Origin of the sequence: Grimontia hollisae CIP 101886 (assembly GCF_000176515.1) — a bacterium.
GTDB lineage: Bacteria > Pseudomonadota > Gammaproteobacteria > Enterobacterales > Vibrionaceae > Enterovibrio > Enterovibrio hollisae.
The window spans coordinates 888,553-901,525 of sequence record NZ_ADAQ01000011.1; the positions used below are offsets into that span (position 1 = coordinate 888,553).

At 51.2% G+C, this 12,973-nt stretch carries 9 protein-coding genes; 4 read left to right on the top strand and 5 right to left on the bottom strand.

Going from position 1 to position 12,973, the window contains the following annotated elements; genetic code table 11:
* Window positions 1–19: 19 nt before the first annotated feature.
* The gene (gene nudF / locus VHA_RS10270; RefSeq protein WP_005503996.1) at window positions 20–646 is read right to left on the bottom strand and encodes an ADP-ribose diphosphatase; all 627 of its coding nucleotides are present in this window, start codon (window positions 644–646) and stop codon (window positions 20–22) included.
* A 269-nt stretch (window positions 647–915) separates the two neighbouring features.
* Between nudF and tolC the strand changes: the two genes are divergently transcribed.
* Window positions 916–2,232 (top strand): outer membrane channel protein TolC, encoded by a 1,317-nt coding sequence (gene tolC, locus VHA_RS10275; protein WP_005503997.1) that lies wholly within the window; start codon window positions 916–918, stop codon window positions 2,230–2,232.
* Window positions 2,233–2,304: 72 nt separating this feature from the next.
* Here the strand turns inward: tolC and hldE are convergent, their stop codons facing one another.
* A complete protein-coding gene (hldE, locus tag VHA_RS10280; RefSeq protein ID WP_005503998.1) occupies window positions 2,305–3,741 on the bottom strand; it encodes a bifunctional D-glycero-beta-D-manno-heptose-7-phosphate kinase/D-glycero-beta-D-manno-heptose 1-phosphate adenylyltransferase HldE in 1,437 nt (478 codons plus the stop codon).
* Window positions 3,742–3,986: 245 nt separating this feature from the next.
* Between hldE and lpxL the strand changes: the two genes are divergently transcribed.
* The gene (gene lpxL / locus VHA_RS10285) at window positions 3,987–4,916 is read left to right on the top strand and encodes an LpxL/LpxP family Kdo(2)-lipid IV(A) lauroyl/palmitoleoyl acyltransferase (protein WP_040528621.1); all 930 of its coding nucleotides are present in this window, start codon (window positions 3,987–3,989) and stop codon (window positions 4,914–4,916) included.
* 86 nt (window positions 4,917–5,002) lie between these two features.
* Here the strand turns inward: lpxL and glnE are convergent, their stop codons facing one another.
* Both glnE and VHA_RS10295 read right to left on the bottom strand, forming a co-directional pair.
* Window positions 5,003–7,852 (bottom strand): bifunctional [glutamate--ammonia ligase]-adenylyl-L-tyrosine phosphorylase/[glutamate--ammonia-ligase] adenylyltransferase, encoded by a 2,850-nt coding sequence (glnE, locus tag VHA_RS10290; RefSeq protein ID WP_005504001.1) that lies wholly within the window; start codon window positions 7,850–7,852, stop codon window positions 5,003–5,005.
* 90 nt (window positions 7,853–7,942) lie between these two features.
* On the bottom strand, window positions 7,943–9,541 hold the full coding sequence (locus VHA_RS10295) for a methyl-accepting chemotaxis protein (RefSeq protein WP_005504002.1): 1,599 nt from the start codon (window positions 9,539–9,541) through the stop codon (window positions 7,943–7,945).
* A gap of 153 nt (window positions 9,542–9,694) precedes the next feature.
* Here VHA_RS10295 and VHA_RS10300 point away from each other — a divergent pair, with 153 nt between their 5' ends.
* On the top strand, window positions 9,695–10,483 hold the full coding sequence (locus VHA_RS10300; RefSeq protein ID WP_005504005.1) for a potassium channel family protein: 789 nt from the start codon (window positions 9,695–9,697) through the stop codon (window positions 10,481–10,483).
* A gap of 56 nt (window positions 10,484–10,539) precedes the next feature.
* Here the strand turns inward: VHA_RS10300 and VHA_RS10305 are convergent, their stop codons facing one another.
* A complete protein-coding gene (locus VHA_RS10305; protein ID WP_005504006.1) occupies window positions 10,540–12,066 on the bottom strand; it encodes a CYTH and CHAD domain-containing protein in 1,527 nt (508 codons plus the stop codon).
* A 223-nt stretch (window positions 12,067–12,289) separates the two neighbouring features.
* Here VHA_RS10305 and VHA_RS10310 point away from each other — a divergent pair, with 223 nt between their 5' ends.
* Window positions 12,290–12,970 carry a TIGR00153 family protein gene (locus VHA_RS10310; protein ID WP_005504007.1) on the top strand — a complete coding sequence of 227 codons (681 nt, stop codon included), beginning with the start codon at window positions 12,290–12,292 and terminating at the stop codon, window positions 12,968–12,970.
* The last annotated feature ends 3 nt before the right edge of the window (window positions 12,971–12,973 follow it).

The window sequence follows — 12,973 nt, forward strand, 5'->3', positions numbered from 1 at the left end:
CACAACCTGACAAGCCCGCTTATACGTCTACGGCGCGTAACCTTTCCCTGTTCATGGCCAGCCATTGCAGCGCAATGATCGAAGCGGCATTTTCAATTTTGCCCTCATTCATCCATTGCATGGCCGTCATAAACGGCACCACATGGACAAGGATATCTTCATCCTCTTCGGCCAACCCATGTACGCCACCTGCCTGCGAAGCGTCCACAATACCAAGGTAAAGATGAATGCGCTCCGAGCAACCACCCGAGCTTGACAGGTAACGGGTCATCGGCAGCAGCTTTTGCACGTTAAGACCGGCTTCTTCTTCGGCTTCACGCACAGCCACCGCTTCCGGGGTTTCATCTTTATCGATGATCCCAGCGACAATCTCGAGTTGCCAGGGAGAATCACTTGCCACCATCGCGCCGACACGAATTTGCTCGACCATCACCACCTTGTCTGAAACAGGGTCGTAAGGCAGCATCGCTACGGCATGTCCACGCTCAAAAAGCTCGCGTTCAATCGGTCCACTCCAGCCACCGGAAAAAAGTCGGTGCCGGAAGCGGTATTTCACCATCTTGAAGTAACCATTATAGACAACGTCATTGGCCTCAATGGTGACATCATCCTGTCCAAACTGGGATGGGCTATTTGGCTGCGGCACAGCGTATCCCTCTACTCCTGTAATCAGGAGGCAAATAATAAATGGTCAAAAGACGAGACTGCAACGTTATACCCCGACTTTTTTGGTATAGATTGCAGAATTATTTGAATGCCTTTATGGTTCTGACAGTTTTACAATGAATTTTTCTCAAGAAACCATCACATTGTCAGTTCCAAGCAAGCCTCCATGGTTTAAACTAAGGCTAGCCGTAAGGTCCGGATACCTTTTGATAACTGACCAAATAATTATACGTTCAGGGATTACTGACTATGAAAAAATTGCTCCCCTTTTTTATCGGGGTTGCGCTGGGTACCGCCGCTCCCCTGGCAAGCGCTGATGATCTGATTCAGGTTTACGAGCAGGCGAAGCAAAGCGACCCTCAACTTCTGCAAGCAGCAGCCACTAAGGATGCAGCCTTTGCGGCGGTGGATACCAACCGTGGTACACTGCTGCCACAAATCAATCTGCAAGCGGGTTACAATCTCTCCCGCAACAGCGACAACATTGTGAGTGATACAAACACCCTCACGGCGGGTGTAACCCTGAAGCAGGAGTTGTTTGAGCAAAACAGTTGGATCAACTTGGATATCGCTGAAATCACTGCCCGCCAGGCAGATGCGGTTTACGCGGCGGAGCAGCAGGGGCTCATTCTTCGTGTTTCCCAAGCGTACTTCAATGTGTTGCGTGCTATTGACGATCTGATTTTTGTCCGCGCCGAAAAAGCGGCAGTGGGTCGTCAACTGGAACAAACCAAACAACGTTTTGAAGTGGGTCTTTCTGCCATCACCGATGTGCATGACGCGCAGGCACAATATGACGCTGTACTGGCACAGGAAATCCTGTCAGAAAACGAAGTCTCCAACAGCTACGAAGCACTGCGTGAAATCACTGGTACCCGTCATTCAGACCTGTATATCCTGAATACCAAAACCTTCTCGGCAACCCGCCCCCAACAAACGGTTGAGGAGCTGGTCAAACGCGCAGAAGAAGGCAACCTGAACCTGCTGGCACAACGTATTTCCCGTGATGCGGCAAAAGAACGTATCAGCTTGGCAGAATCTGGACACCTGCCATCATTGACGCTTGATGTAGGCTATGGCTATACCGATCAGGAAAACAAGACAGACTCATCCCGTGATATCAATAATAATGAGCTAGCGGGAGGCATTAACTTCAATATGCCTCTGTACAGCGGTGGTTCTATCAGTGCTGGCGTAAAAGAAGCGCAGTTCAGGTATGTGGCTGCCTCTGAGCAGTTGGAAGGGACGTACCGTACAACCGTGAAAGATGTGCGTGCGTTCTACAACAACATCAACGCCAGCATTGGTGCACTGCGTGCCTATGAGCAAACCGTGATTTCACAACGGTCAGCATTGGAAGCCACCGAAGCCGGTTTTGAAGTGGGTACCCGAACCATTGTTGACGTACTGGATGCAACCCGCCGCCTGTATGATGCCAACCGCAACCTGTCCAACGCACGTTATGACTACATCCTGAATGTGCTGCAATTGCGTCAGGCTATCGGGACACTGAGTGAACAAGACCTGGTTGATATTAACAACGGTCTGTTGCCACCGAAAAAGTAATGGTTGAAAAACATGAAAAAGGCGCCTGTTGAAAGGGCGCCTTTTTTCTGTTCAATCAGCCATCAATAAGCATTACGCTTTATTGTGGCCACCCAGAATAGAATTGATGATCTCAGAGGTTGAACAACCTTCTTCAAAATTCAACACACGAACTTCACCGCCTGCGGCAATCACTTCTTTACCACCAGCAATCTCTTCCGGTTTATAGTCTCCACCTTTTACCAACATGTTTGGCAACACTTCGCTGATAAGGCGCTGTGGCGTTTCTTCACTGAATGGCACCACCCAATCTACAGCGCCCAACCCCGCCAGCACAGCCATGCGGCGATCAGTCGGATTTACCGGACGACCCGGTCCTTTCAGTCCACGAACAGACTCATCGGTATTCACTGCCACAATCAGGCGATCGCCCAGTTTCGCGGCTTCATTAAGATACGCCACATGACCGGCATGTAAAATGTCGAAACACCCGTTGGTCATCACCACTTTCTCGCCACGGGACTGTGCCATCTGTACCGCGGCTTTCAGTTGATCTTCAGTCACGACACCGTAACCGGAATGGTGGCTGCCATACACCGCTTCCGTCAGTTCAATCGTCGACAGCGTGGACGTTCCCAGTTTACCGACCACCACGCCGGCTGCTGCATTCGCCAGCGCACACGCATCTTCAAACGGCTTACCCGCCGCCAAAGACGCTGCCACAACCGAAATCACCGTATCACCGGCACCGGTCACGTCATACACCTCTTTGGCCAGTGTGGGCAGGTTCAGCGGCTCGTGGCCAGCACGAATCAGTGTCATGCCATTTTCACTGCGGGTCACCAGCAATGCGTTAAACTCAAACTTCTCAATCAGCGCCAGGCCACGCTCAACAATCTCTTCTTCCGTACGACAGGCCCCTACTACCGCTTCAAACTCACTCATGTTTGGCGTCAACATGGTCGCACCACGATAGCGTTCAAAATCTGTACCTTTAGGATCGACCAACGTCGCCACACCCGCCTTGCGGGCCAACTGGATCATTGGCTGAACATTTGCCAATGCGCCTTTGGCATAATCTGACAGGATCATCACTTTGGTGTTTGACAGCGCCGCTTCAATACGGGACAAGATTGGCTGCACATCCACATCGTGAAAACCTTCTTCAAAGTCCAAGCGGATCAGCTGCTGGTTACGACTCATAACGCGCAGTTTGGTGATAGTTGGGTAGTCCAGCAGCTCCACAAAATCACACGCCACGTTCAACGATCCCAGGGTGTCTTTTAGCACCTGCGCCTGCTCATCCTGACCTACAAGACCAATCAGTTGTGCCTTCCCGCCCAACGCTGCAATGTTCATTGCCACGTTTGCTGCACCGCCCGGACGTTCTTCTGTTTGGTTGATTTTCACCACAGGTACCGGCGCTTCCGGGGAGATACGTCCCGTTGGGCCATACCAGTAGCGATCAAGCATCACGTCTCCAACAACCAGAACATTAGCTTGCTGATAGTCAGGCAAAGTCAGTTTCATTGTTTTCTCCAAGGAAAAAGGAACGTCGGCGATATTATCATAAAGCCTTCACAGCAACAGCCATACCGACAACAACTCACGACGTCTATACCCGCGCCACCGCAATCCAGTACCTTCAGGCAACTTGGGCACATTACTTTCATTGCCACTGACAGGATCTGCCGACGAACCCTGACTATTGCAAACATTTCGGTATACAATGGCGCCTCATTTTTACCGTTTGATTCAGGAAATACGACCACGCTATGAGCAGCCATTCTGAAGCACCAACTTTCCAATTCTCTTTCCTTCACCCCAGGTACTGGCATACCTGGATGGGTGTCGGGGTGATGTTTTTGATCAGTTGGTTACCATACCGTGTGCAACGCTTCCTTGGACGGAAACTTGGCCTGCTGATCATGAAGCTTTTCAAAAGTCGTAAGAAAATTGCCGCACGCAACCTTGAGCTTTGCTTTCCAGAAATGACAGGGGGCGAGCGTGAAGCCCTGCTCAAAGAAAACTTCGAGCATATGGGCTTGGCATTTTTTGAAACCTGTATGGCGTGGTTTTGGCCAGCCTGGCGAATTAGAAAGCATATAAAATATGAAGGTTTTGAACAGATTGCCGATTTCAAAGCACGCAAAAAAGGGGTGCTGATTGTTGCCGTGCACTCTTTCAACCTGGAACTGGGTGCGCGTGCGTTTGGCCTGCACACACCCGGGTTTGGTGTATACCGGCCAAACACCAATCCCGTTTATGATTGGTTTCAATACAGAGGAAGGTGTCGCGAAAACAAACTGATCGACCGCTGCGACGTTAAACAGATGATCAGACGATTAAAGCAAGGGGAATTAGTCTGGTACGCGCCGGACCACGACTATGGCCGTCACCGGTACGCATGGGCCCCCTTATTTGCCGTAGAAAACGCTTGCACAACGACAGGCACCCATCTTCTTGCGTCTGCCAGCGGATGTGATTTGGCGACATTTACCATTACCCGCGACAGGGAAGGTACCAGTTACACTTTGACGCTGGATCCGCCAATGGACGCTTTTCCCTATGATGATGCAAACGCCTCCGCCGCATACACCAACATGTTTATTGAACGATCTATTATGCGGGCACCAGAGCAATATATGTGGCTGCATCGCCGTTTTAAAAGTCGCCCTGACGGTGAGCCTTCACTGTACGATTAAACATATCGCAATGAAAAAAGGCGTGAAGCAGTATTTTCGCTTCACGCCTTTTTTCTTTCATGACTGAGCGCATTTCACGCCTGAGCTTAGTGCTCCATCCATTCAGCCCATGCTGCTTTCACCGCTTCGCGCTCTGCAGTGAACGCCGCATCATCGACTTCCACAGGGGCGTCCAGCAGGTTCAGGCGGTGAATTTCATCGCGCATCGCCACATAGGCATCGCGCAGGGTCAGCGCCTGTGGCGTGCTTAAAATGCCTGCCTGGGCCATGTCTTCCAGAATACGGACATTGTCACTCCAGCGTGTTAACGCAGGCTCCTCGTGGGCATTGGCCAGCACAAAGAACTGGGTCATAAACTCAATGTCGGTGATCCCGCCGGGATCCTGTTTGATGTGAAATTTACCTTTTTCTTTGCTGCCCAGGTGGTCGCGCATTTTATGGCGCATCTCAACCACATCCTTGCGAAGAGCATCCCTGTCACGCACGTTAGTCAGTACACGCTTACGCACGTCCGAAAAGCCTTTTGCCAGCAATGCATCGCCATAGATCATACGGGTGCGCACTAACGCCTGATGCTCCCATGTCCAGGCTTCGGTGTTCTGGTATTCCTCGAACGATTCCAGTGTGGTCACTAGCATGCCGGAAGCACCGGATGGACGCAGGCGGGTGTCAATGTCATACAGCACACCGGATGCCGTGCGGGTTGAGAACAGGTGGACAATGCGCTGAGCAAGGCGAAGGTAGAACTGGCGACCGTCTATCTCTTTTGGGCCATCAGTATAGCTGTCAACGGGGCAATCATGCACAAACACTACATCCAAATCCGAGTTATACCCCAGCTCGATACCGCCAACCTTGCCATAGCCAATCACCGCAAATCCCCGTCCATCACGCCCGGCAAGGTGGGAGGGCTGGCCATATTTTTCTGTCATCTGGAACCAGGCCTGATTCACTACCGCTTCTACAATCGCTTCAGCCAGATAGGTCAGGTGGTCACTCACCTTCATCACAGGCAACACACCGGCAATGTCTGCTGCCGCGATGCGCAGCAACTGGGTCTGCTTGAACTGGCGAATGTGCTCCATCTGCTGCTCCATATCCTCTTCCGGAATGCGGGCAAGAAAATCAAACAGTTCGTTACGGTATTGATCGAGCGGGGTTGGGTTATAGAGATGTTGCAAATCCAGCAATTCATCCAGCAGGATGGGGTAGCTTGCCAACTTCTCTGCCACCATAGGGCTGGCACCGCAAAGTCTAACCAGTTGTGTAATGGCGCCGTGGTGCTCGTCCAGAAGTTCCAGATAGGTGGTGCGGGTAGCAATACAGATAAGCAGCTTCAGCACCCGCTCCAACACCGCGATGGCGTCCTGCCGGCAGACAATGTGGCTGAGCATCACCGGCATCAGACGGTTTACCACCTCCCGGCCACGCGGCCCTAAAGTGCGCTTTGCCAGCTCTTCCTTGAAACGCAGCAGCGCTTTGGCTTGCTCTTCGGCATGTTGCGCCGTCATATCAGTCAGGATCTTCGCAACCAGCTCCGGATCGCGCGCCGCATCCCAGATCTCGCTGAATTCAGTCGCGATCTTTTCTTCTTCACCCTCTTCTTCATCACCGATCAGGTTATCGAAGATGTCATGCACGCCCTGCATGTGAGACGCGATTTTCCCACGAAGAAGATCCCAGTTTTCTTCACCCATCGCGACAGCAAGGCGCAACCTGTCGCGCTCGTTATCCGGCAGGGTCTGGGTTTGCTTATCACCTATCGCCTGCAACAGGTTTTCCACCCGGCGCAGGTAACGGTAAGCCGCTTCCAGTGTATCTGCATCCTGTACAGGCAATAGTTCCAGCTCACGAATAGCATGTAAGGTGATAAACAAGCCACGCTTGCGAAGGATAGGATCACGGCCACCCCGGATCAGTTGGAAAGCCTGGACAATAAACTCAATTTCACGGATCCCGCCTGCCCCAAGCTTGATGTTGTCTGTCAGCCCACGGCGACGTACCTCACTGCGGATCATCGCTTTCATACGGCGCAGGGACTGGATAGCACTGAAATCGATATAGCGGCGGAATACAAATGGACGCAGCATCTGGCGCAAGCTCTGGTAACAGGAAAACTGTTCTTTGCCCATCACCCGCGCTTTGATCATGGCGTAGCGCTCCCAGTCACGCCCCTGCTCCTGATAGTAATCCTCAAGTGCCGCGAAGCTCATCACCAACGGGCCACTGTCACCAAACGGACGCAGACGCATATCGACGCGGTAACAGAAGCCGTCATAGGTTTGCTGGTCGAGTGCTTTAATCAAGCGCTGACCGAGGCGGGTAAAAAACTGGGCATTGGCAATACTGCGGCGCGCGCCCTGGGTTTCGCCGTTTTCCGGATAGGTGAAGATAAGGTCGATATCAGAGGAAAAATTCAGCTCTCCGCCACCCAGTTTACCCATGCCAAGGATCAGCATAGGCTGTGGATTTCCTTCTACATCGCAAGGCGTTCCCCATTCGTTGCAACAGAAACGGTACAGCCAGCCATAGGCTTCCATGATCATGGCTTCTGCCAGTTTGGAGAGGTGCGCCAGACTGTCATCCAGCGAGAGGGAGTCGTTGAAGTCATGCCAGGCCAGCCAGACCATTTCTCGGCGACGGAAGCGCCGAAGCTCGCGGAGCAGGCCATTTTCATCCTGCTGGCTATCGAGCTTTTCTTTCAGCGCGTTGCGGTACTGAGTCAGGCGCTGGCCACTATCCAGGTGCGCTTTCAGCCACGGCAACAAGGTTTCGTCATGTAAAACCGAGTCGGTGACAAAATCACTCAGTGCCAGTGTGCGGGCAAGTGTATCCCGCTCCCGGCCTTGCCATTTGGCAAGGTTATCTGGCTGTTTTTCAGCCAGTACATCTATCGCGCAGGTTGCGCACGCTTCCAGTTCCCTAGGCAACGACATCGGTGTTCTTTCCTTTACGCTTTCAATGTCTGACAATTTATCATAAAAAAGCCCACACAACCGGTGGGCTTCTTCATTCCTAAGCGGACATCAAACAGCAAATTCTTTGATTTTCAGATCCAGTTGTTCCGCATTGCCCTGCATGCTCTCTGATGTATTGGCAAGCTCTGTGACTACTGTCACTGAAGCTTCAACCAGCTCACGCACATTGGTCAGATTCTGGTTCATTTCATCCGCCACCGAGGCCTGCTGCTCAGCCGCCGTCGCAATATGGAAGTTCATGTCATTAATTTGGCAGATTTGCTCGACAATCAGGTTCAGTTCCTCTCCGGCGTTGCTGACAGACTCGACGCTTGCTACTGCTTCTACCACGCTTTGCTCCATCAGGCCAACGGCCTTCTGTGCTGACGATTGCAGCTGGGTGATCATGTCCTGGATTTCTACGGTCGCTTTCTGGGTATTCTGCGCCAGGTTACGTACTTCATCAGCAACCACCGCAAATCCCCGGCCCGCTTCACCGGCACGTGCCGCTTCAATCGCCGCGTTCAATGCCAGCAGGTTGGTTTGTTCCGAAATGCCCTGAATGGTGACCACCACCGAGCTGATTTTCTCCACTCGCTCTTCGACCTGATTCACCACACTCGCAGATTCCCGTATATCTTCAGACAGTTTGTTGATGGTGGAAATGGTGTTACTCACATACTGCTGGCCGTTCGCGACCTGCTGGCGCGACACTTCGGTTGCCTGCGATGCTGCACGTGCATGACTGGCAACATCCTGCACCGTCGAGGTCATTTCACTCATCGCTGATGCCAGCTGGTCAATCTCACTAAACTGTTCTTTGGCTGACTCGCGGGTTTCATCCATGCTGACGCTCATCACTTCCGCTATGGTGTACAACTCTTCAGAAGAACTGCGCTGGGTTTTGATCACGCTGGCAAGCTGAATGCGGCTCTTTTCCAGTTCACGGGCAAGCGCACCAAATTCGTCTTTACAATCCATCACCACAGGGATACTCAGGTTCTTCTGTGCCATGTTACGCATGCCATTGGTCAGGCATTTGATTTGGCGTAGCATCAGGCTGGAAGCACCAAACAGAATCACCATAAATGCCACAATCATCAGGGCGGTTTGCCAGGCCATCTGCATCAGATACGCGTTGTAATACTGCTCAGCAGCAGAATCAGGTTGTGATGACACCGCCATCCAATCGGTGTTACCCACAGGCACAGCAATGCCATGACGGGCTTCGTCAGCCAGATGGTAAGCAAAGCCACTTGGGGTGCTGCGGAATACTTCTGTTAGCAGGCGCCCATTTTCCAGTGGCAGGTTCAAGCCATCGAGCCTCTTGATCGTCGGGTGCGCCAATACCTGGCCGGATTGACGGTTTACCAGGTAGATGTATTGATCAATGGTGCTGGTTGCATTCTCTTGCTTAACCACGTGTTCAAGCAATGCAACGCCGTCCTCCTTGGCCAACAATGTCTGCGCCAGCTCCGCGCTGCGAAGCGCCAGGCTATGGCTTTGGGCTTCAGTCATCTCTTTAACAGAGTCACGAAACGTATTAGCATCCCACAGTTGTTTTACCACCAGCAGCAACGTACTGAAAACCATTAACAGTATGAGTTTGGGGACAAGCTTGATGTTAGCGGCGGCCTTTTCCCAAGGCCTGAATATCATCTGTGACATTCGTGAAGACTCCTTGATAGTTGCATCGCGTAAACTGCGATACAGTAGAGATAATGCAAGCGAAAACAGACGCTGGGTATCTGCCGATCATCAATGCCGGTGAAGATAACCTGCCTTCGTTCATTAACGGCAAAACAGGTATTTTATTGAGCAATGAGTGAAAATGATTCAAAAAACTTAGATCTGAGTCCGATGGGATTATTAAGTCTGCTGCTTTCTTTTGTCTCACTGTGCATCGTCACCACCTTGTTATTACTGCCAAAAAACATGCCCCTTTATACCTTATTGCTGAACATAGACACGCTGATCTGCCTGATATTTTTGCTCCAAATCACGACACATTTTCTCAAAAGTAATAGAAAGCTCACTTATTTGAAAAAACATTGGATTGATATTCTTGCCAGCATTCCTGTAATAGAAGCCCTGCGTTTTGCCCGCATTTTCCAGATATTCCGGGTCATCCGGTTAATCCAGCAGAATCATTCCCTGCTCATCCATATGAACGAAAACCGCAACGAGACCACCATGGCAACCATCTTATTGTTGCTTACGGTCATCGTATCGACAGGGTCAGCAACGATATTTGTCCTGGAAAGTCCGGCCGATGAAGCCAATATCACCAGCTTGATGGATGCGATGTGGTGGGTATTTGTCACTATCTCGACCGTGGGATACGGAGATCATTACCCGGTCACGTCAGCCGGCCGGGCAGTCGCCATCATTGTGATCATTTGTGGTGTGGGAATTTTCGGTGCAATCACCGGTTTGGTGGCCTCTTATATCACTAAGCCCCAGAAGAAAGAGCAGGAAAAGAAAGCACGCAGCCGGGAAATATTGGAACAACTTTTGAACCAGCAAAATGAGATGATGACGCGCCTTACAGCAATTGAGAAAAAACTGGAGCAAATATCACCTGAGGCGTCTTCACAAACCCAAAAGTAACGCCCCCAAGTGCCAGAGTCTACTGACCTTTTACGATCAATAGACTCTGCGTACTATTACAGTTCCCAGTAAGGTGTTAGTGTCACCCCAATCTGGCGCGATTGCATCATGGCATGCAGTAGGGATTCTTCCTTACGGCTCAGCCATTTTTCAATCTGGTGCCGATCTTCTTCATCCAAATCTTCATCACCAGCCAGGCGTCGTACCGGCTCAAGCAACTGGATATCTTCAATCCCTTGCAGCAAATCCAGCCAGGGCAGACGGAAGATTTCACGTTCTTCACTGTCAAACAGCGCCGCCACACAACATCCCGACATCAGGTTACGGGTCAGGCGAGGTTGTTGATCGAGGTACCCGAAACGGTCCAGCGTGTTGTTTTCAGCAAATACGCCCAGCAGCTCCTCCCAGGATTGTGCCAGAGAACGGACAGCAAACTGGCGAACAGGCTCATCCAGTTTCTCACGTGCTTTATCATCCAGGAAGGGTTGCCAGCCCCGGGTTAGGATCCAACGGCTCAAATCAAGCAGCAGGTTGCAATAGCGGCTTGAGTGCAGCAATTCCAGCACCTGTGCACGTTCAGGCAGTTTATCGTAGCGCTCGGAGAGTTTTGCCATCAGTGGCTTTTGCGCGTTGAGTTTTCGCAGAAAATGGCCTTTGTCACCAAGAAGACGCTCAATCGCCCGCCCTTCATAGACCCATTCGAACTCCCCCTCCAACCATTGCAGTTCCTGACGCAGCAGTGCACTGGCGCGGCGTGGGATCAATCCGCCGTAGAGCACCAGTGCTTGGCGGATCAGCGCAACAGCATTACAGATTTCAAAAATGGCTTCCTGCTCTGGACGCTCAACATAAATCTGCTCGTGGTAATGCCAATGTGCCAGCGCATGTTCCAGAGCCTTCACAAACGCATCCTCGACATGCATCTGGCTGTTAACCGGCACGATAGTCAGCGGTTTGACCGGATCGCCTTCGTACCCCGTTGCCAGCCGGTAGCCCCGCGCTGCTTTACTCAGGTTGCCCAGACGCAGGCCACCATGCTCCGCCAGCTCACGCGCCAGCACAAACAGGGCATCCGTCTGACCGGATTTCAACTCCAACTCCACCTCACAAACCGGATCGTAGCCCCCTTCTGTGGTCGTCACTTCTCCGCTGTCAAATGCCAGTTCGACCTGACTGCTGTCAGGCATGGCGACCAACCATTGTTGGCGTTCAAAATCGGTAGAAAATAAAGGGGTCAGGTTGGCGGCAAGTGCATCAACATCGATACTTTCTGGCCAGGCATCTGCCGGGATAAGGGAGAGATCAGGCACCGGGGAGTCCAGTTCAGCGTTATATTCTGGACGCTGGTGAAGGCCGGCAACAACACGTCCCGCGGTCTTCAATGTCTGGACATAGACGTCATCATAACGCCTGACTCGCAAACCAATATCATGGTGTCGCAGCAGGAAGTCCGGGGTGTCATAGTAAATATTGCCCAGTTTTTTCTGACGCTGTTGCAATACTTTAAGATCAGTAATTTTGTCTCTGAGTTGACGGTAAAAATCACCAGAAACAAAAAACTTTAGCTCTATCTCAGTTTCCATAAAGGGACCCATAACCAATAGCCAGACAAGGATATGAATATTCGTGGATGCGGGCAAGAGACTTTCATTGATCTGAAATGGTATCAATGCAAATGTGATTGCGCTAACATTCGCCGCCTAAATAACTATTGGTCTACCCGGACTTGTGAAACCTGCATTGGTGGGTGTTTGGGTGTAATATTTAGCCTGATCCTTTGGACAGGTTTTTTAGGTAGATACGGCTATGCCTGTAAATACAATTGTTGGGCTGTTTGCAAAGAGCCCCCTAAAACCTTTGCAACGCCATGTGAGTCGCGTCAATGACTGCTGCTCATTGTTGGTCCCTTTCTTCGAAGCATGCGAAAAGGGCGATTGGGAACGTGCAGAACAACTGCGCCATGAGATTTCAACGATTGAAAAAGATGCTGATGCGCTCAAACGTGAAATCCGCCTCAAATTGCCCCGCGGTCTGTTCCTTCCGGTAGACCGTACCGACATGCTGGATCTGCTTATCCAGCAGGACAAACTGGCAAACCTCGCTAAAGACATTGCTGGCCGTGTTATTGGCCGACAACTCCAAATCCCTTCCTTGCTCTACACCGACTTCGTCGCCTATGTGCAACGTTGCCTTGATGCTGCCGAACAGGCACGTCGCGTGATCAGTGAATTGGATGAATTGCTGGAAACGGGTTTTAAAGGTCGTGAAGTCACACTGGTTGAAGAGATGATCCACCAGCTAGATACCATTGAGGGTGATACAGACTCCATGCAGATCCACCTTCGCCAGAAATTGATGTCCATCGAAAATGAATACAACCCTGTTGATGTGATGTTCCTGTACAAGATCCTTGAATGGATTGGTGAAATTGCTGATCAGGCTCAGCGTGTAGGATCACGTCTGGAGCTGATGCTGTCACGTTCATAAGTG

Excerpts from the sequence above, each read along its gene's own strand:
- glnE (WP_005504001.1), bottom strand. The coding sequence starts at position 7,852 with ATGTCGTTGCCTAGGGAACTGGAAGCGTGCGCAACCTGCGCGATAGAT.
- VHA_RS10305 (WP_005504006.1), bottom strand. The coding sequence starts at position 12,066 with ATGGAAACTGAGATAGAGCTAAAGTTTTTTGTTTCTGGTGATTTTTAC.
- VHA_RS10310 (WP_005504007.1), top strand. The coding sequence starts at position 12,290 with ATGCCTGTAAATACAATTGTTGGGCTGTTTGCAAAGAGCCCCCTAAAA.
- lpxL (WP_040528621.1), top strand. The coding sequence starts at position 3,987 with ATGAGCAGCCATTCTGAAGCACCAACTTTCCAATTCTCTTTCCTTCAC.
- VHA_RS10295 (WP_005504002.1), bottom strand. The coding sequence starts at position 9,541 with ATGTCACAGATGATATTCAGGCCTTGGGAAAAGGCCGCCGCTAACATC.
- tolC (WP_005503997.1), top strand. The coding sequence starts at position 916 with ATGAAAAAATTGCTCCCCTTTTTTATCGGGGTTGCGCTGGGTACCGCC.
- hldE (WP_005503998.1), bottom strand. The coding sequence starts at position 3,741 with ATGAAACTGACTTTGCCTGACTATCAGCAAGCTAATGTTCTGGTTGTT.
- VHA_RS10300 (WP_005504005.1), top strand. The coding sequence starts at position 9,695 with ATGAGTGAAAATGATTCAAAAAACTTAGATCTGAGTCCGATGGGATTA.